Source organism: Pseudomonas arvensis (genome assembly GCF_056688935.1).
In genome coordinates, this window is sequence record NZ_CP162038.1 from 1,950,950 (window position 1) to 1,970,071 (window position 19,122).

Genomic DNA, 19,122 nt, shown 5'->3' on the forward strand with positions numbered 1-19,122 from the left:
CGGGCGCGAGAGTATATAGCCCTCGCGCCCGTTTTTATATGACCGCTGGGATCAGCGGACTGTGCCCTCAGCCTGGGTCAGTTCTTCCTTGCTGAAATCATCCACGTCGATCACCTTGCGCCGCGCTGCTTCAGCGTCGCGCAACGTCTGCGCCTCGCCCGGTTGCAGCACGTTGGCATGCAGCGCGGCGTCGATGGCATGCTCGCCGGCCGTCGGTTTGACCTGGCCGCTTTTGAGCGCGGTGTGGAGTTTTTTCTGCAGCGGATGGCTGGCACCCAATAGGTCGTAGGCGTGTTGCAGGGCGCCGACCGGATCGTCCGCCGATTGTGGGCGGTAGCAGCCGGCCAGCAATTCTTCCAGTGTCGGGTCGCCTTTGGCGCGGCCGATGACGGCGGCCACCTCGGCATCCAGTGCATCGGACGGCCCGGTATGGCGACGGCCGAACGGGAACACAATCACCCGCAGCAGGCAGCCGAGCACCTTGTTCGGGAAGTTGCCCAGCAACTCATCCAGCGCACGTTCCGACTCGCCGAGGCTTTCTTCCATGGCCCAGGCGAACAGCGGTTCCAGGTGGTCCGGCGAATCCAGATCGTGATAGCGCTTGAGCGCCGCTGAAGCCAGGTACATATGGCTCAGTACATCCCCCAGGCGTGCCGACAGGCGTTCGCGGCGTTTCAGCTCGCCGCCCAGCAGCATCATGCTCAAGTCCGCAAGCAGGGCGAAGGCCGCAGCCTGGCGATTGAGTGCACGGAAATAACCCTGGCTCAAGCGGTTACCCGGCGCTTTCTCAAAGCGGCCAAAGCCCAAGTTCAGTACCAGGGTGCTCGCGGCGTTGCTCACGGCAAAACCGACGTGTTGCATCAGCAGGCCGTCAAATTCCTTCAGCGCCTGGTCATGGTCTTCGCGACCGGCCAGCGCCATTTCCTTGAGCACGAACGGATGGCAGCGGATGGCGCCCTGGCCAAAGATCATCAGGTTGCGCGAGAGGATATTCGCGCCCTCGACAGTGATGAAGATCGGCGCACCTTGCCAGCTACGGCCCAGGTAATTGTTGGGGCCCATGATGATGCCCTTGCCGCCGTGTACGTCCATCGCGTGGCTGATGCATTCACGGCCGCGCTCGGTGAGGTGGTACTTGAGGATTGCCGACAGCACTGAAGGTTTTTCCCCGAGGTCAACGGCATTGGCGGTGAGCATGCGCGCACTGTCCATCAGCCAGGCGTTGCCGCCGATACGGGCCAGGGCTTCCTGGATACCTTCGAAGGCGGAGAGTGGCACGTTGAATTGTTCGCGCACCTGGGCGTACTGGCCGGTCACCAGGCTGGTGAACTTGGCCGCGCCGGTGCCGACTGCCGGCAGGGAAATCGAACGGCCCACCGACAGGCAATTCATCAGCATCATCCAGCCCTTGCCGAGCATTTCCTGGCCGCCGATGAGGAATTCCAGGGGGATGAACACGTCCTTGCCGGAGTTGGGGCCGTTCATGAAGGCGGCGCCGAGCGGCAGGTGACGACGGCCGATTTCCACACCGGGGGTGTCGGTGGGAATCAGCGCCAGGCTGATACCCAGATCTTCCTCTTCACCCAACAGATGGTCCGGGTCATGGGCTTTGAAGGCCAGCCCGAGCAGGGTCGCGACCGGTCCCAGGGTGATGTAGCGTTTTTCCCAGTTCAGGCGCAGGCCGAGGGTTTCCTTGCCTTCCCATTCACCTTTGCAGATCACGCCAGTGTCAGGCATGGCGCCCGCATCGGAGCCGGCCAGTGGGCCGGTGAGGGCGAAGCACGGGATATCATCGCCGCGGGCCAGGCGTGGCAGGTAGTGGTTGCGTTGTTCATCGGTGCCGTAGTGCAGCAGCAGTTCGGCCGGGCCGAGGGAGTTTGGCACCATCACGGTGGAGGCGAGGTCGCCGCTGCGGGTGGCGAGTTTCATCGCCACCTGGGAGTGAGCGTAGGCTGAGAAACCCTTGCCGCCGTACTCCTTGGGAATGATAAGTGCGAAGAAACCGTGGGTCTTGATGTGCTCCCAGGCAGCCGGCGGCAAGTCCATGGCCTGGCCGATTTCCCAGTCGCTGACCATGGCGCAGAGTTCTTCGGTGGGGCCGTCGATGAAGGCTTGTTCCTCTTCGGTCAGCTGCACTTTGGGGTAGGCCAGCAACTTGTCCCAATCGGGGCGGCCGCTGAACAGCTCGCCGTCCCACCACACGGTGCCGGCGTCGATGGCATCGCGCTCGGTTTCGGACATGGGCGGAAGGACTTTCTGGAACCAGCTGAACAGTGGCTTGGTGAAATATTGGCGGCGCAGGTCCGGCAGCAGCAAGGGTGCGGCCACGACAGCGATCAACACCCAGAAGATCAGCAACAGCCAACCCGGTGCGTGGCTCCAGGCGCCCATCGCCAGCAGGTAGACGGCGACCACGCCCAAGGCGGGCAGGGGCGCGGTGCGGCGATGTGCCAGGTAGGCAACGCCGACCACCAGAACCAGTATCCACAACAACAGCATATTCAATCCTCCGTGAAACCAGGGGCGAAACCACCAGGGAGCTTAGTCGGCATCCGAGAAAGCGCGGTGATCAGGGTGTTACGAGATTTGGCCGATTCGTCGTTATCTCCACGGCCGACCTGTCGTTAGACTCCAGGCTTCCCTCGGAGACAGCGCTCATGGAAACGTACCTGAGTCCCAGCCGCTTCATCGATAGTGACCACCCTGCGGTGGTGGAGTTCGCCGAAAAACATCGCGGAACCCGTGCGGATTTAACTGACCAGGCAGTCAGTCTCTATTACGCCGTGCGTGATGCCGTGCGCTACAACCCCTACACCTTCAGCCGCGATCCAAACACCTTGAATGCCAGCTCTGCCTTGGCCACCCGTGAGAGCTACTGCGTGCCCAAGGCCACCTTGCTTGCTGCCTGCGCGCGCCACTGTGGGATCCCGGCGCGCATTGGCCTGGCGGATGTGCGCAATCACCTGTCGACCCCGCGCCTGCTTGCGTTGCTCAAGAGCGATGTGTTCGCCATGCACGGCTACACCGAGCTGTACTTGAACGGCCGCTGGGTCAAAGCCACGCCGGCATTCAATCAGCAATTGTGCGAAGTATTCGATGTTCCGCCGCTGGACTTCGACGGGCGCAACGACAGTGTGTTTCACGCGTTCAATCGCCAGGGCCAGCGCTCCATGGAGTACTTGGTGGACCACGGGCAATTTGCAGATGTGCCCGAGGAATTGTTCTTCACCCATATTCAGAAATGTTACCCGCACCTGTTTGTCGACGATAAGCCAAACCTGTTGGGCGACCTGCAGAGCGATTTAAGCCGCGGGTGAACCGGCGTATGCTGCTGCGTCCATCAAGCCATGTTCATCAACAATAAGGCGCGGTCATGCTGAAGATCTGGGGTCGTAAAAATTCATCAAACGTCAGGAAAGCACTGTGGTGCGCCGAGGAACTCGGCCTGGACTATGAGGCGATTGATGCGGGCGGGGCTTTTGGTGTGGTCGACACCCCGCAATACCGGGCGTTGAACCCCAATGGCCGGGTGCCGATGATTCAGGACGATGACTTTGTGTTGTGGGAATCCAACACCATCGTGCGTTATCTATGTGCTAAGCAAGCGTCGGAATTTTATCCGACCGATCTGCAAGCCCGAGCCAGCGCGGAGAAGTGGATGGACTGGACCACCTCGACCCTGGCCGAGCCGTTCAAGGCGGTGTTCTGGGGTGTCGTGCGTACCCCGGCGGAAAAACAGAACTGGGACAGCATCAATGCCGGGCGCCAAGCGTGTATCGATGCGCTCAAAACAGTCGACCAGGCCCTCGCCGAGCAGCCTTACCTGTCCGGCAGCGCCTTCGGCATGGGCGATATCCCCTTGGGCTGCTTCGCCTACGCCTGGTTCGAAATGCCCATTGAGCGCCCGGCAATGCCCCATCTTGAAGCCTGGTATCAGCGCCTGCAACAACGCCCGGCCTATCGCAAAGCGGTCATGACCGCGTTGACTTAATACTGACTATTAATACAGGTGACTGTACTTGTGCGGCGCGGGCAAGCACCATGCTTGTCATGCGCCGCCTTTGAACTACGTGGGCTGCGCGCTCATCTACTCTTTTCATTCCCTTCTTTGGTGCGTATTCCGATATGAGTTCCGCTCTGTCCATCCGGCAGCTAACCAAAACCTACGGCAACGGTTTCCAGGCCCTGAGTGGTATCGATCTGGATGTTGCCGAAGGTGACTTCTTCGCCTTGCTCGGCCCCAACGGTGCCGGCAAATCCACCACCATCGGCATCCTCTCCACCCTGGTCAACAAGACCAGCGGCACGGTGAATATCTTCGGCCATGACCTGGATAAATCCCCGGCGGCGCTCAAGCGCTCCATCGGTGTGGTGCCTCAGGAATTCAACTTCAACCAGTTCGAAAAGACCTTCGATATCGTTGTGACTCAGGCCGGTTACTACGGCATCCCGTCGAAAGTCGCCAAGGAACGCGCCGAGCAGTACCTGACCCAGCTCGGCCTGTGGGACAAGCGCGACGTGCCGTCCCGTTCATTGTCCGGCGGTATGAAGCGTCGCCTGATGATCGCTCGCGCCCTGGTGCATGAGCCACGCCTGCTGATCCTCGATGAGCCCACCGCTGGCGTGGATATCGAGTTGCGCCGTTCGATGTGGACCTTTCTCACCGAGCTGAACGAGAAGGGCATCACCATCATCCTCACCACCCATTACCTGGAAGAGGCTGAGCAGTTGTGCCGCAACATCGGCATCATTGACCACGGCACCATCGTCGAGAACACCAGCATGCGTAACCTGCTGGGCCAGTTGCATGTGGAAACTTTCCTGCTCGACCTGAAGAACAATCTGTCGGCGCCGCCGCAACTGCTGGGCTACCCAAGCCGGTTGTTGGACAGCCACACTCTGGAGGTCCAGGTCGACAAGGCCATGGGCATCACCGCGCTGTTCACGCAGTTGGCGACCCAGAACATCGAAGTGCTGAGCCTACGTAACAAAACCAATCGCCTTGAGGAGTTGTTCGTGTCCCTGGTGGAGAAAAATCTGACGAAGGTGGCGGTATGAGTTCCGAACTGCAACCCAACCTCGTCGCGCTGCAAACCATCGTTTACCGTGAAGTGAAGCGCTTTACCCGGATCTGGCCGCAGACCCTGCTACCGCCAGCGATCACCATGGTCCTGTACTTCGTGATCTTCGGTAACCTGATCGGCCGGCAGATCGGTGACATGGGTGGTTTCACCTATATGGAGTACATCGTGCCGGGCCTGATCATGATGTCGGTGATCACCAACTCCTACGGCAACGTGGTTTCAAGTTTCTTCGGCAGCAAGTTCCAGCGCTCGATTGAAGAACTGATGGTCTCGCCGGTGTCACCGCACACCATCCTGCTGGGCTACACCGCAGGCGGTGTGTTGCGTGGCTTGATGGTCGGGGTGATCGTGACGCTGTTGTCGCTGTTCTTCACTCACCTGCAGGTGCATCACCTCGGGGTCACCATTCTGGTGGTGGTGCTGACGGCGACGATCTTCTCGCTGCTGGGGTTCATCAACGCAGTGTTTGCACGCAACTTCGATGATATTTCGATCATCCCGACCTTTGTGCTGACGCCGCTGACCTACCTGGGCGGCGTGTTCTACTCCATCACCTTGCTGCCGCCGTTCTGGCAGACCGTGTCGCTGGCCAACCCGGTGTTGCACATGGTCAACGCCTTCCGTTACGGCATCCTGGGTGTGTCGGATATCAAGATCAGCGTGGCGATCACCTTCATGATCGTGGCGACCATCGTCTTGTATATCGGTTGCGCGAAGTTGCTGGTCAGTGGACGCGGGATGCGTACATAACTCACTGAATGCATGTGGGAAAGTGTGGGAAGGGGCTTGCCCCTCCCACATTGGGTTATGAGTGAGGCTTTTATCTCCCCAAGGCGAGTTCAATCAGTGCAGACAGTTCTTCAACCGCCAACGGTGCCGTCGAAAACAGAATCCGAAACACCGTCGGCGCCGCCAGCAAGTTGATCAGGCGGTCGACGCTGGGCGGGTTGTCATCCGGGTAGCGATCGACAATCGCCTGAAACTGCCCACTCAAGATGCTCACGCAATACCCAGGTGTCACGCTGCATTGCACGTCGCGCATCATGTTGCGCCCCGGTTCTGAACTCATTTCATCCAGATACTGCTCGGCCCAGGCTTGCAGGTCGCCGCGCAGACTGCCGGTGTTGGCCGGCTCGCTATCAGGCTGCATGCGCGCCAGGGCCACATCGGCCAGGAGAACGGAGAGGTCGCCCCAGCGTCGGTAGATGGTCGACGGCGTGACGCCTGCGCGAGTGGCAATCATCGGCACGGTGACGCTGGAGCGCTCGTGGGTTCCGAGCAGCTCACGCACGGCCGAATGAACGGATTCTTGTACCCGGGCACTACGGCCCCCCGGGCGGAGGCCTTCTTTAATCGCCATATTTACGACCTTAACACAAAGAATTTGCTTTAAGCGCTGACCAGTCGCACACTCCACAAAAGCAATATATTAGCTTTAGCGGAGCGTGCCGATGTCCAGTCCTATTTCCCACCGTTCCAGCCTGGTGTTTCTGGCGATCACCTTGCTGACATTCCTGGCCGCGTCCAGCGCGCCGACGCCGTTGTATCACCTGTATCAGCAAGGCCTGCATTTTTCTGCAGGTATGCTCACGCTGATCTTCGGTGTATACGCGCTGAGCCTGCTGGCGGCGCTGTTGACGGTGGGTTCGCTGTCGGACCACCTGGGGCGCAAGCCGGTGATTTTTGCTGCGCTGCTGCTGAATATGTTGGCGATGCTGCTGTTTATCAATGAAGACAGCGTGGCCTGGCTGATCGCGGCGCGTACATTACAGGGCTTTGCCACCGGCATGGCCACGGCGGTGCTGGGCGCGGCGCTGTTGGATACCGACCGCCAGCAAGGGCCATTGGTCAATAGTGTGGCACCGTTGCTGGGGATGGCGTGCGGGGCGATGGGTAGCAGTTTGCTGGTGGAGTTCGCGCCATTGCCGACGCAGTTGATCTACGCGGCGCTGCTGGCACTGATGTTGGTGCAGGCACTGTATGTGTGGCGCCTGCCGGAAACCGTCAGCCGTATTCCGGGTGCATGGGCATCGCTGCGGCCAACCCTGCATGTGCCGCCCCAGGCACGCCGGGCGCTGTGGTTGTCGTTGCCGGTGGATGTGGCGGTGTGGGCGATGGGTGGGTTCTATTTGTCCCTGGCGCCTTCGTTGGTGCGGGCGGCGACGGGATCCACGTCCAACCTCATCGGTGGCGGTCTGGTCGCGGTACTGACGTTGAGCGGGGCGCTGATGATCTTCACCTTGCGCAATCGCCCGGCCGACAAGGTGCTGCGCCTTGGCGCGGCATTGCTGGCAGTGGGGGTGGCGCTGATCCTGACGGCGGTACACAGCGCCAGCCTGTCGTTGTTTTTTATCGCCACTCTGATCGCCGGCAGCGGCTTCGGCGCAGGCTTTCTCGGGGCGTTGCGCAGCGTGGTGCCGCTGGCGTTGCCCCATGAGCGAGCCGGGTTGATGTCGGCGTTTTATGTGCTCAGTTATCTGGCGTTCTGCCTGCCGTCGTTGCTGGCGGGCAACCTGATCCGCAGTTACGGCCTGATCGTGACCACCGACGGCTACGGCGCGGCGCTGATCATATTGGCCCTGGCTGCACTGGTGGGGTTGCGGGTGCAGGACTCTTCACGCCAATCGAATATCTGCAAAATAGATAACAGTTAGAGATATTACCCGTTATATGGATATTCGATCGGGTTCTATGATGATCTCAACCTCATGCGAGGAAGAGGATTTTCATCATGACCTGCTCGAACACCATCAGCTACAAACCCCTCAGCCACCTGACCCGTCCCCGGGAAGTGATTCGCCAATTCACCCCCAACTGGTTCGCCGCAACGATGGGCACGGGGGTGCTGGCTCTGGCCCTGGCGCAATTGCCGGTCAACCTGCCCGTATTGCACACCATCGCTGAAGGCCTGTGGATGTTTACCATTGGGCTGTTCATCCTGTTCAGCGTCTTGTATGCCGCGCGCTGGGTGATGTTTTTCCACGAGGCGCGGCGGATCTTCGGGCATTCCACGGTTTCGATGTTTTTTGGCACGATTCCCATGGGGTTGGCGACGATTCTCAACGGTTTGCTGTTGTTCGGCCTGCCGCGCTGGGGCGTTGAGGTGATCCCGGTGGCCGAAGCCCTGTGGTGGCTGGACGTCGCGATGGCCCTGGCCTGCGGTGTATTGATCCCATTTATGATGTTCACCCGCCAGGAACACAGCATCGACCAGATGACCGCCGTGTGGCTGTTGCCGGTGGTCGCCGCCGAAGTCGCTGCGGCCAGCGGGGGCTTGCTGGCGCCGCATCTGGCGGACGCTCATTCGCAACTGGTGATGCTGGTGACCAGCTATGTGCTCTGGGCGTTTTCCCTGCCGGTGGCGTTCAGCATCCTGACCATCCTGATGTTGCGCATGGCCCTGCATAAATTGCCCCACGCCAGTATGGCCGCGTCGAGTTGGTTGGCGCTCGGCCCTATCGGCACCGGCGCCCTCGGCATGTTGCTGCTCGGTGGCGACGCACCCGCGATCTTCGCTGCCAATGGCTTGCCGGGTGTCGGCGAGATCGCCAACGGCATCGGCCTGATCGCGGGGGTAACCCTGTGGGGCTTCGGCTTGTGGTGGATGCTGATCGCGGTGCTGATCACCCTGCGTTACCTGCGCGCTGGCATCCCGTTTAACCTGGGCTGGTGGGGCTTTACCTTCCCCCTGGGCGTGTACGCCCTGGCCACGCTCAAGTTGGCGAATGTGCTGCATCTGACATTTTTCTACGTATTTGGCAGTGCGCTGGTGCTGGCATTGGCGCTGATGTGGCTGATCGTCGCCAGGCGCACCGTGCAGGGCGCCTATAAAGGTGAGCTTTTTGTTTCGCCATGTATTGCAGGGCTAGCGAATAAGTAAGCGGGATTAGGTAAAGTCGTGGCCTGATAAATAAAGGCCACGCAGGAACACGGACGATGAGCCACCCCTCGCAATTCACCTTGCTGCGCACGCGGCGCTTTCTGCCGTTTTTCATCACCCAGTTGCTGGGCGCCTTCAACGACAACATTTTCAAGCAATCGCTGATCCTGGCGATCCTCTACAAGCTCACCATCGACGGCGATCGCTCGATCTGGGTCAACCTGTGCGCCTTGCTGTTTATCCTGCCGTTCTTCCTGTTCTCGGCGCTGGCCGGGCAGTTTGGCGAGAAATTCAACAAGGATGCATTGATCCGCGCGATCAAGATCGGCGAGATCGTGATCATGGCCGTTGGCGCCACGGGCTTCCTGACTAACCACCTCGAATTGATGTTGCTGGCGCTGTTTGCCATGGGCACCCACTCGGCACTGTTTGGCCCGGTGAAGTACTCGATCATGCCCCAGGCCCTGCGCGACGATGAGTTGGTCGGCGGCAATGGCCTTGTGGAGATGGGCACGTTCCTGGCGATCCTGGCCGGCACCATTGGCGCCGGGATCATGATGTCGTCTACCCATTACGCGCCGATTGTGGCGGTGGCGATTGTCGGCGTGGCGGTGCTGGGTTACCTGGCCAGCCGCAGCATTCCACGGGCGGCGGCGTCTACCCCGCAACTGCGGCTGGACTGGAATATCTTCACCCAGTCCTGGGCCACGCTGCGCATGGGCCTGGGGCAGACGCCGGCGGTGTCGCGCTCCATTGTCGGCAACTCGTGGTTCTGGTTTGTCGGCGCGATCTACCTGACCCAGATCCCGGCCTACGCCAAGGAATGGTTGTACGGCGATGAAACCGTGGTGACCCTGATCCTCACGGTGTTCTCGGTGGGCATCGCCCTCGGCTCGATGCTTTGCGAAAAGCTCTCCGGGCGCAAGGTGGAAATCGGCCTGGTGCCGTTCGGTTCATTCGGCCTGACGGTGTTCGGCCTGCTGCTGTGGTGGCACTCTGGCGGCTTCCCGCAGAACGTGCAGGCCAATGACTGGCTGGCGGTGCTCGGTTACGGCCAAGCCTGGTGGGTGTTGATCGATATCCTCGGCCTCGGTGTGTTCGGCGGTTTTTATATCGTGCCGTTGTACGCGCTGATCCAGTCGCGCACCGCCGAGAACGAGCGTGCGCGGGTGATCGCCGCCAACAATATCCTCAACGCGTTGTTCATGGTGGTGTCGGCCATTGTGTCGATCCTGCTGCTGAGCGTGGCCAAGCTGTCGATCCCCGAGTTGTTCCTGGTGGTGTCGCTGCTCAACATCGCGGTCAACGCTTACATCTTCAAAATCGTCCCCGAGTTCACCATGCGTTTCATGATCTGGCTGCTCAGCCATTCCATGTACCGCGTGGAGCATAAAAGACTCGACCTGATCCCGGACGAAGGCGCGGCCTTGCTGGTGTGCAATCACGTGTCGTTTGTCGATGCGCTATTGATTGCAGGGTCCGTGCGTCGGCCGATTCGCTTTGTCATGTACTACAAGATCTACCGCCTGCCGGTGCTCAACTTCATCTTCCGCACCGCCGGGGCGATTCCGATTGCCGGGCGTCATGAAGATATCCAGATTTACGAAAAGGCCTTCACGCGAATTGCGCAGTATCTGAAGGAAGGTGAGTTGGTATGCATCTTCCCCGAAGGCAAGTTGACCGCTGATGGCGAGATGAACGAGTTCCGTGGCGGGGTGACGCGGATTCTGGAGGAGACGCCAGTGCCGGTGAATCCGATGGCGTTGCAGGGGTTGTGGGGGAGTTTCTTCAGTCGCGATCCGAACAAGGGGATTTTCCACCGCATCTGGTCGCGGGTGGTGTTGGTGGCCGGTGAGCCTGTTCGGGTAGAGGAGGCGACACCTGCGCAATTACAGGCTGTGGTTGGTGTTCTGCGTGGGAGTACAAGGTAGTTCTGCGCTGGATGTTGAGGCCTCATCGGGGGCAAGCCCCCTCCCACATTTGACCGAGTTGTTCTGACAAGCGCGGTCCAGTGTGGGAGGGGGCTTGCCCCCGATGGCGGTAGCGGCCTAAGTGCTGATTTTAAGCCCAACAAGCCCGCAGATAATCAACGCCACACTCGCCAACCTAAACAGCGCCATGGATTCCCCAAACAGGATAATCCCGGCAATCACAGTGCCCACGGCACCGACACCGGTCCAGATGGCATAGGCGGTGCCCAGTGGCAGCTCCTTCATGGCCAGCCCCAGCAGGCCAAGGCTGATGGCCATCGCCGCAATGGTCAGGGCGGTGGGCAGTGGCTTGCTGAACCCGTCGGTGTACTTCAGGCCCACGGCCCAGCCGACTTCAAACAACCCGGCAAAAAACAGAATGATCCAGGACATGATGACCTCGCTTATTCAGGCGGGGTCGTCCCCGGATTCAACGCTCGTTGGCGTCGCGAGGTCGTCCCCGCGAAGCCCGTAGAGTGCCGAAAACGGATCAGGCGATCAAGTTTGTGGGGTGTTCTCCAGGATACGACGGTCTTCCTTCTCGCTCATGCGACGGAAGTACGTCGACAGCAACGCCCCGGAAATATTGTGCCAGACACTGAACAGCGCACTCGGCACGGCAGCCAGCGGCGAGAAGTGCGCACTGGCCAGCGCGGCGCCCAGCCCGGAGTTCTGCATGCCCACTTCCAGTGCCAGCGACTTGCGTTGCGCCAAAGGCAACTTGAACAGGCGCCCGGTGAAGTAGCCCAGCAGGTAGCCGAAGCTGTTGTGCAGCATCACCACGGCCATGATCAACAGGCCCGATTCGGCGATCTTCGCCTGGCTGGCCGCAACCACCGCCGCGACGATGATCACGATGCTGACCACCGACACCAAGGGCAATACGTCCACCGCATGGCGAACCCGTTCGCCCAGTACGCGCTGGGCGACCACACCAAGCACGATCGGCAGCAGCACCACTTGCAGGATCGACCAGAACAACTCCATGAACGATACGGGCAGCCAGGCCGAGGCCAGCAGCCAGATCAGCGCTGGCGTGAGCAGCGGGGCGAGGAGGGTGGTGACGGCGGCGATGGCCACCGACAACGCCAGGTCGCCACGGGCCAGCCAGGTCATCACGTTGGACGAGGTGCCGCTTGGGCAGCAACCGACGAGGATCACGCCGACGGCAATTTCCGGCGGCAGGTGAAACACCTGGCACAGCAGCCAGGCCACGCCGGGCATGATCACAAAGTGCGCAACCACGCCGAGGGCCACACGCCAGGGGTGGCGAGCGACTTCGGCGAAGTCATCGAGTTTGAGGGTCAGCCCCATGCCGAACATCACCAGCCCCAGCAGCGGGACGATGGCGCTTTTCAGGCCGATGAACCAGCTCGGTTCGAGGAAGGCCAGCACGGCAAAAATCAACACCCAATAGGCGAAGGTATTGCCGACGAAGCGGCTCAAGGCGGCGAGTGCGCGCATGGCAGTGTCCTTGTTGTTAGATTCTTGAAGTACACATGCGATCAAATGTGGGAGGGGGGAAGGCCCCCGCCCACATTTTGATCTTCACATGGCTTAAATGCCCTGTGGAGTTTCTTCACCGCCCAGTGCTTCAACCAACGCCGGCAGGAACTCGCCGAAGGTCAGCATCATCAACGTAAAGCTCGCATCCAGTTGGCCCAGGGCTTCGTCGCCGCCGTCCTGTTCCGCCTGGTCTTGCAGCAGGTCTTCGAACTTCAGGCGCTTGACAGTCATCTTGTCGTCGAGCATGAAGGACAGCTTGTCCTGCCAGGCCAGCGACAGTTGAGTCACGACTTTGCCGGTGGTCAGGTGCAGTTGGATTTCTTCGCCAGTCAGGTCCTGGCGCTTGCAGCGCACGATGCCGCCGTCTTCGTGGGTGTCACGCAGCTCACATTCGTCGAGGACGAAAAAGTCATCGGCCGGTTTCTGGGTGGTGACCCAGTCGGTCATGATCGCGGTTGGTGCGGTTTTCACGGTGAGCGGACGTACTGGCAAGGTGCCGATCACTTCACGCAGGGTGGAGAGCAGGTCTTCGGCGCGTTTCGGGCTGGCCGAGTTGACCAGGATCAGGCCTTGTTTCGGCGCAATGGCGGCGAAGGTCGACGAGCGACGGATAAATGCGCGGGGCAGGAAGGCCTGGATGATTTCATCCTTGATCTGATCGCGTTCCTTCTTATAGACCTTGCGCATCTGCTCGGCCTCGATCTCTTCAACTTTCTCTTTAAGCGCGTCACGCACTACGCTGCCCGGCAGGATGCGTTCTTCCTTGCGCGCGGCAATCAGCAGGAAATCTCCGCTGATGTGAACCAGGGGAGCGTCTTCACCTTTACCAAAAGGCGCGACGAAACCGTAAGTGGTCAACTCCTGGCTTGCACAAGGGCGCGCCAGTTTGGTGGCCATTGCAGTTTCCAACGCCTCGGCATCAACAGGCAGATCTTGGGTCAGGCGATAGATAAGCAGGTTCTTGAACCACATGGGGTGAGTCTCTCCTTTATACAAAGGGGGGCATTATTCTCTTGATAGCGCCCCAGGCCAACCCTGCCTAAGCCATTGGAAGGCCTCAAAAAAAAGATTTAAGAAAGTGCTTGCCAGACCATAGGTCGCTCCGTAGAATGCGCGCCACACCGAGACGAAGGGTGATTAGCTCAGCTGGGAGAGCATCTGCCTTACAAGCAGAGGGTCGGCGGTTCGATCCCGTCATCACCCACCATTCGCTTCATGTGTTACGCGCAGCGGTAGTTCAGTCGGTTAGAATACCGGCCTGTCACGCCGGGGGTCGCGGGTTCGAGTCCCGTCCGCTGCGCCATATTCGGTAACCTGGAATGCTGAACGCCAGGTCACCACGGAAAGCCCGCTCATTGAGCGGGTTTTTTTTGCCCGAAATATGGCGAAAAATCGTGCGGTGAACTTTTTTTAAATAAATTGCATTTAAATCAAGACATTACGATTTTTTGGTGTATGATGCGCCCACACCGAAACGAAGGGTGATTAGCTCAGCTGGGAGAGCATCTGCCTTACAAGCAGAGGGTCGGCGGTTCGATCCCGTCATCACCCACCATTCGCTTCATGTGTTACGCGCAGCGGTAGTTCAGTCGGTTAGAATACCGGCCTGTCACGCCGGGGGTCGCGGGTTCGAGTCCCGTCCGCTGCGCCATATTCGGTAACCTGGAACACTGAACGCCAGGTCACCACAAGAAGCCCGCTCAATGAGCGGGCTTTTTTTTGCCTGCGATTTATACCGTTGGTTTTTTCTTGCGTGGCTGGCGGCGCGTCGCCATGTGATCAAAGAAAAAAGAGGCGGTACCGAACACGGCGATCAAGGTCAGTAAGAGCATGCCAAGGGTCGAGCTTTCCACGGTTATTTCCGACGTGACGGGGTAAGCCTTCACCGTAGAGGTGGGACGCAAACAGCTCAATAGACCCGACGCATTCTTTACGGCGTCGGGCCCATTGCTACGCACTTTTTACGGCGCGTTCCGGCTGTGACGATAGTCGCTGACGGCCTCATACACCGCCTTGCGCAAGCGGTTGATGCCGCCGATAGGGCGGTGCTCCGCCACGCCAAACCAGGGGTTGAATGACTGGTTGTCACAGGCCAGGTTCAGCTCAGGCGTATCGAAATCCTGGGCTGGGATCCTCACCTTGGCCACGCTTTCATACGGCGCGTCGCTTTCCTTCCATTCGATGCTGGTGTCTTCGATCGGCATGAATTTCTGTGGGTTCTGCCGCTGGATCTGCAACACGAAACAGGCCGGCATGCGGTCGGTGGACAATTGCTGGCTCAGGGCGCTGCGCAGGAAGTTCGGCAGGTCCTGGTTCTGCTTGGGCAGCGCGTATTCCGGGCAGCTTTGCGGGTCGGGTGCGACGCGGAACTTGGCGTTGGCCGCGCCGAACTTGTAGGGCGATACGGAAAAGTACGTGGTCTGCGTCGGGCTGGCCGGTGCGGGCGCCAGGGTTGCCAGGGCGATAAACAGATGGCGCACTTGCCAACTGCGCGGGTCGGCCTTGGGGAAGAACGCCAGGACTTTCTTGCCATCGGCCTGGGCACCGATGTTCTGCGCGTATTCCGCCACATCGCTGACGAAGAAGTTCGGATGGCTGAACATCACGAAGTCCTGTTCGGCACGGGTTTGCTGGTCGGCGAGCAACTGTTTGCCCGGCACATCAAGCAGCTTGATCGCCATGCCACGGGCATCACGAATGCTGTCGAACTGCGGGTAGGCGTTGCCGTTGGACAGCCGCATCAGCGCCTGCCAGGTCTTGCCCGGTTCGGCGAACACCCCCTGGCGCAACGCCGGGTCGAGGTCGGCGAGCACGCTGACTTCGGCCTTCACGCAACCGTGGGCCTTGGCGTGGGCATCACGCAGGTAGCGCGTGCCTTCGCGGTGCTGGTCGACGATGCGCACGGCGGTCTGGATGATGCCCTGGGTCATTGCCGCTTCACCCGGCGGGATCTGCTCATTGGGCGACACCGGTCCGCTGTGCTGCCAGGCGTACCAGGCGGTAGCGGCCAGCCAGCCGAGCAAGCCCAGGCCCATCAGCCACAGCAAGCTCTTGCCGAGGAATCTACCCATGCGCAGCCACAGGCGGGCGAGCAGGGACGGTTGGTCGTATCGAGATCGGATCATCATGGCAGTTGTTGCTCCAGCGGGCCGCCCAGCACTTTGAGGTATTCCAGCAGCGCCCAGCGTTCCTGCGGCAGCAGGCCGCGGCCGATGACGCCGTTGCCAAGAGCGCCGGCCCGGAATTCGTGGCCGCTGTTGTAGTTGCCGGTGATTTTGGTATCGAAGACAAAGGCATTCTTGAACGCCGTGGTCTCAAAGCCGAGATGGCGCGGGTCGTAATTGAAGGTGCCTTTATAGAAGGTGGTGCTGCGCTCGTCCTGGGGCGAGAGCAATTGGTAGATTGTCGGCACCGAACCGTTATGCAAAAACGGCGGCGTGGCCCACACGCCGGCCAGTGGGCGTGCCTTGTAGGCGCGCAGCTCGCGCACGCCAATCGGCAGGCCGTAGCCATCCATGCGCGGGCGCTCGGCCGGGGTGACACCGGCGGCGCGGTAGGCGTGGTCTTCGACAAAGGCAGTGACATAGGCCAGGCCCTTGGCCACAGACATATTTTTCGGGTCCAGGGGCTCGGTCGGTGTCGGGTGCAATTGGACATTCAGCTTGGCCAACTCCGCCGGGTCCCATTGCAGGGCGCTGAGGTCGTAGCGCTGGTCGGCGATGTTGCTGGCAGTGCCGGGGTCGGTGCCGATGTAGTCCACCGGCAGCATTTTCAGGGTTTGCACCGGGCGACCACTTTCCTGGCTGACAGTGGGCACGTGGCAGCCGGCGCAGTTCTCGGCGAACAGCGCTCGGCCTTGGGCGGCGAGCGGCTTGTCGACGGCGCCGAACAACTCCTCGGGCCAGGTAGGCGGTTTGAGGCGTTGCAGGGTTTCTTCGATCAGGTTGAGGTCGCGCACGCGTACGCTGGACGGATAACGTGCATCGCCTTGAAGGGGCTGGCCCGCGCCATCGAAAAACGTCAGGGTCGCCCCCACGCCGAGGGCTTCGCCGATATTGCGTGCCATAGGCTGCTGGGCCGAGCCGTTCCATTGCACCCAGTCGAAGGTCCAGATGTCCCACAGTTGCGGGTAGTCCACCGGTGCGTTGGCGACGCGATAATTTTCCGGGGAAATGGCATCGCCAAAGCTGGCGTTGGCGATGCGGCCAAACGCATCGGTACGCCCTGGGCCTTCTTCGGTGGGGTAAAGGCCACGGTGGGTGTCGTTCCAGGCGACCTTGAGGAATTGGTTCAGCGACTGCTTGAAGTCCTGGCGCAGCTGGCTGTGCTCGGCCTCGTAGCGATCGCCCAGCACTTGGCGGGCGAAGCGCTCAAATTTCCATGGGTTGTAATAGGTCGCGGCCAGGCTGGCGACCAGGGCCTGGCCGAAGCTGCCGCCGCGCAAGGTGGGCACGCTGGATGGCAGCACATGTTGCGCCGAGCCGCCGTCGATCCGCAGAGCCTGGCCCTTGAAGTGCAATTCGCCGGTGTGGCAGGCGGCGCAGGTGATATCCAGGTACTCAACGTTGCTGCCAGCGTTTTTATGGCGGGCAAACCCTACGGGCAGGTTGCCGGGGTTTTGTGTGGTGGGCACTTGCTTGGGATCCACCAGGAAGCCGAAGCGCGCCAGGTATTGCGGCGTGGCAAAGCGTCCCTCGGCGAACGGTAGCTCCAGGGCGGTGAACCAGTCGTAATGCAGGCCTTTTACCTGGGTGCCCTGGGGCGTGAAGTAATAGGTCTGGCGGTCGGCGGCACTCCACTGGTCCTGGTAATGCACCTGCTCCACAGGCACGTAGTCCGGTAGCTTGGGGTTGACGGTGTAATAGATCACCACGGCCAGCAACAGGACCAGAAGGGTGAATATCAGGAGTAAAACACGGGAAAAAATGCGCAAGATAACTATCCTTGTCGAGTTGTCGCGTTGTTATGCCACTACGGCACAAGTGCGGCAAGTGGCCATGAGCCCGTTGGCAGGCGGTCCCGCGATCCTTCGCGGGTGCTCATCATGAATGAAAATGCTTTTAAACACGTGAACTTATCGGAAGTTTCCTGCTCACATGCCGGTAGCCATTGGTCGTGGCCGCCTGATAAGCTCGCGACTTTATTCGAATGCCCTATTGGCGCATGAACAAGGAAATAGCATGAAACAGCATCGGTTGGCGGCGGCGGTGGCCCTGGTTAGCCTGGTACTTGCGGGTTGTGATTCGCAGACCAGCGTAGAGCTGAAAACCCCGGCGCAGAAAGCTTCCTACGGCATCGGCCTGAACATGGGCAAAAGCCTTGCTCAAGAAGGCATGGATGATCTGGATTCCAAAGCAGTAGCCCAGGGCATCGAAGATGCCGTCGGCAAGAAAGAGCAGAAGCTCAAAGACGACGAACTGGTAGAAGCGTTCGCCGCACTGCAAAAGCGTGCTGAAGAACGCATGACCAAAATGAGCGAAGAGTCGGCTACCGCCGGCAAGAAATTCCTCGAAGACAACGCCAAGAAAGACGGCGTCGTTACCACCGCTTCCGGTCTGCAGTACAAGATCACCAAGAAAGCCGATGGCGCCCAGCCTAAGCCGACTGACGTGGTGACTGTTCACTACACCGGTAAACTCACCAACGGCACCACTTTTGACAGCTCCGTGGATCGCGGTAGCCCGATTGACCTGCCGGTCAGCGGTGTGATCCCGGGTTGGGTCGAAGGCCTGCAACTGATGCACGTCGGCGAGAAGGTCGAGTTGTACATCCCATCCGACCTGGCCTACGGCGCCCAGAGCCCGAGCCCGGCGATTCCAGCCAACTCCGTGCTGGTTTTCGACCTGGAACTGCTGGCCATCAAGGACCCAGCCAAGGCTGAAGCCCCTGACGCACCAGCCGCCAAGAAGTAACAGGCGCCTGAACACACAACGCCCCGTCTCGACGGGGCGTTGTTGTATCTGAAGCTTGCACATTGCGGTTCGGGCAAATCCAAACGAACGTCCCCGGGCGGTAACAGTCTGATATAAGAGTTACGCACGACTAGCCGCACGCAATCGCCAAGTCAATGAAATCTTGGGTTTTTTTGATGTGCGCAAAAAACGCCCGATCTGACTGCAGGCCTTGTAAACCGTGGCTTTCAGCCAGTAAAACAGGCTCTGTTCACAAGGTTATCCACAATTTGTGTGGATAACCTTTCTGTTTGATGGAACTGGAGTGACAGATGAAACCACCCTTCAATTTCACCCGCTTCCTGCCCATGGCTGCACGCTTGCTGGGCCGTGGGCGTCTGCCGACCCTGCTGTTCGCGGTCGCCGCCAAGGGGTCGAGCCAAGGCAATCGCCTGGGCAAGCTCAAGGGCGATTTCAAGTTGCTCCAATCTCTGTGTCTGGCCTACTGGCGGGGCGAGTATCGAGCCATCAGCCCCAAAGCGCTGATCTCGGTGGTGGCGGGGCTGATGTATTTTCTGAGCCCGATTGACGCGATCCCGGACTTTATCCCGATGTTCGGCATGCTCGATGACATCGCCGTACTTGCGTGGGTCATGAAGGCCCTGGAGGGCGAACTGAGCGCTTTTCGCGCCTGGCGTGACGCGCAGCGCCCGGAAAAACTTGCGGTGGTTGAGCGCCTGCCTGCGACGCCCGCGTTGCTGGCCAAGGAAAACCCGCAAAAAAACGGATGA

17 protein-coding genes and 4 tRNA genes are annotated in these 19,122 nt (G+C 60.1%); 13 read left to right on the forward strand and 8 right to left on the reverse strand.

Annotated features, from left to right (window positions below):
• Positions 1-51: 51 nt before the first annotated feature.
• Entirely contained in the window at positions 52-2,499 is a 2,448-nt protein-coding gene (locus AB3G88_RS09030) for an acyl-CoA dehydrogenase (RefSeq protein WP_480453733.1), read from the reverse strand.
• Positions 2,500-2,657: 158 nt separating this feature from the next.
• Here AB3G88_RS09030 and AB3G88_RS09035 point away from each other — a divergent pair, with 158 nt between their 5' ends.
• The 4 genes from AB3G88_RS09035 (at position 2,658) to AB3G88_RS09050 (ending at position 5,834) form a co-directional block, all read left to right on the forward strand.
• Entirely contained in the window at positions 2,658-3,317 is a 660-nt protein-coding gene (locus AB3G88_RS09035) for a transglutaminase-like domain-containing protein (RefSeq protein WP_480453735.1), read from the forward strand.
• Between the two features lie 56 nt (positions 3,318-3,373).
• A complete protein-coding gene (locus AB3G88_RS09040; protein WP_112194368.1) occupies positions 3,374-3,991 on the forward strand; it encodes a glutathione S-transferase in 618 nt (205 codons plus the stop codon).
• 134 nt (positions 3,992-4,125) lie between these two features.
• On the forward strand, positions 4,126-5,058 hold the full coding sequence (locus AB3G88_RS09045; protein WP_099582808.1) for an ABC transporter ATP-binding protein: 933 nt from the start codon (positions 4,126-4,128) through the stop codon (positions 5,056-5,058).
• Positions 5,055-5,834, forward strand: a complete 780-nt coding sequence (locus AB3G88_RS09050; RefSeq protein ID WP_099582809.1) for an ABC transporter permease — start codon at positions 5,055-5,057, stop codon at positions 5,832-5,834. The genes AB3G88_RS09045 and AB3G88_RS09050 overlap by 4 nt, the downstream gene beginning before the upstream one ends.
• A 70-nt stretch (positions 5,835-5,904) precedes the next feature.
• Here the strand turns inward: AB3G88_RS09050 and AB3G88_RS09055 are convergent, their stop codons facing one another.
• Complete coding sequence (locus tag AB3G88_RS09055) at positions 5,905-6,444, reverse strand: TetR/AcrR family transcriptional regulator (protein WP_480453737.1); 540 nt, start codon at positions 6,442-6,444, stop codon at positions 5,905-5,907.
• 91 nt (positions 6,445-6,535) lie between these two features.
• Here AB3G88_RS09055 and AB3G88_RS09060 point away from each other — a divergent pair, with 91 nt between their 5' ends.
• The 3 genes from AB3G88_RS09060 to AB3G88_RS09070 all read left to right on the forward strand — a co-directional run bounded on the left by AB3G88_RS09060 (position 6,536) and on the right by AB3G88_RS09070 (position 10,895).
• Positions 6,536-7,738: an MFS transporter gene (locus tag AB3G88_RS09060; RefSeq protein ID WP_480453739.1), complete on the forward strand. Its 1,203-nt coding sequence runs from the start codon at positions 6,536-6,538 to the stop codon at positions 7,736-7,738.
• A gap of 77 nt (positions 7,739-7,815) precedes the next feature.
• On the forward strand, positions 7,816-8,964 hold the full coding sequence (locus AB3G88_RS09065; RefSeq protein WP_158877383.1) for a TDT family transporter: 1,149 nt from the start codon (positions 7,816-7,818) through the stop codon (positions 8,962-8,964).
• A 56-nt stretch (positions 8,965-9,020) separates the two neighbouring features.
• Positions 9,021-10,895 carry an MFS transporter gene (locus AB3G88_RS09070; protein WP_480453740.1) on the forward strand — a complete coding sequence of 625 codons (1,875 nt, stop codon included), beginning with the start codon at positions 9,021-9,023 and terminating at the stop codon, positions 10,893-10,895.
• Between the two features lie 117 nt (positions 10,896-11,012).
• Here AB3G88_RS09070 and sugE read toward each other — a convergent pair whose 3' ends face one another.
• From sugE to rdgC, 3 genes are all read right to left on the reverse strand, one after another.
• Positions 11,013-11,327, reverse strand: a complete 315-nt coding sequence (sugE, locus tag AB3G88_RS09075; protein WP_016970241.1) for a quaternary ammonium compound efflux SMR transporter SugE — start codon at positions 11,325-11,327, stop codon at positions 11,013-11,015.
• Between the two features lie 105 nt (positions 11,328-11,432).
• Entirely contained in the window at positions 11,433-12,398 is a 966-nt protein-coding gene (locus AB3G88_RS09080) for a bile acid:sodium symporter family protein (RefSeq protein ID WP_099582815.1), read from the reverse strand.
• 93 nt (positions 12,399-12,491) lie between these two features.
• Entirely contained in the window at positions 12,492-13,412 is a 921-nt protein-coding gene (gene rdgC, locus AB3G88_RS09085) for a recombination-associated protein RdgC (RefSeq protein ID WP_191960397.1), read from the reverse strand.
• 159 nt (positions 13,413-13,571) lie between these two features.
• On the opposite strand from rdgC, the gene AB3G88_RS09090 reads away from it, so the two are divergent.
• The 4 genes from AB3G88_RS09090 (at position 13,572) to AB3G88_RS09105 (ending at position 14,091) form a co-directional block, all read left to right on the forward strand.
• Positions 13,572-13,647: transfer RNA gene (locus tag AB3G88_RS09090), tRNA-Val, on the forward strand.
• Between the two features lie 19 nt (positions 13,648-13,666).
• A tRNA-Asp gene (locus AB3G88_RS09095) sits at positions 13,667-13,743 on the forward strand.
• 176 nt (positions 13,744-13,919) lie between these two features.
• Positions 13,920-13,995, forward strand: a tRNA-Val gene (locus AB3G88_RS09100).
• A gap of 19 nt (positions 13,996-14,014) precedes the next feature.
• A tRNA-Asp gene (locus tag AB3G88_RS09105) sits at positions 14,015-14,091 on the forward strand.
• A gap of 79 nt (positions 14,092-14,170) precedes the next feature.
• Here the strand turns inward: AB3G88_RS09105 and AB3G88_RS09110 are convergent.
• The 3 genes from AB3G88_RS09110 to AB3G88_RS09120 form a co-directional block, all read right to left on the reverse strand.
• The gene (locus tag AB3G88_RS09110) at positions 14,171-14,293 is read right to left on the reverse strand and encodes a hypothetical protein (protein WP_256592825.1); all 123 of its coding nucleotides are present in this window, start codon (positions 14,291-14,293) and stop codon (positions 14,171-14,173) included.
• Between the two features lie 108 nt (positions 14,294-14,401).
• Positions 14,402-15,568: a catalase family protein gene (locus AB3G88_RS09115; protein ID WP_480453742.1), complete on the reverse strand. Its 1,167-nt coding sequence runs from the start codon at positions 15,566-15,568 to the stop codon at positions 14,402-14,404.
• Positions 15,565-17,373, reverse strand: a complete 1,809-nt coding sequence (locus AB3G88_RS09120; protein ID WP_480453743.1) for a di-heme-cytochrome C peroxidase — start codon at positions 17,371-17,373, stop codon at positions 15,565-15,567. The genes AB3G88_RS09115 and AB3G88_RS09120 overlap by 4 nt, the downstream gene beginning before the upstream one ends.
• Before the next feature lie 247 nt (positions 17,374-17,620).
• Between AB3G88_RS09120 and bamJ the strand changes: the two genes are divergently transcribed.
• Together bamJ and AB3G88_RS09130 are read left to right on the forward strand one after the other, a co-directional pair.
• Positions 17,621-18,352, forward strand: coding sequence for a BamJ family beta-barrel-assembly machinery protein (bamJ, locus tag AB3G88_RS09125; RefSeq protein ID WP_099584450.1), 732 nt, complete (start codon positions 17,621-17,623; stop codon positions 18,350-18,352).
• 311 nt (positions 18,353-18,663) lie between these two features.
• Complete coding sequence (locus AB3G88_RS09130) at positions 18,664-19,122, forward strand: YkvA family protein (protein ID WP_400525353.1); 459 nt, start codon at positions 18,664-18,666, stop codon at positions 19,120-19,122.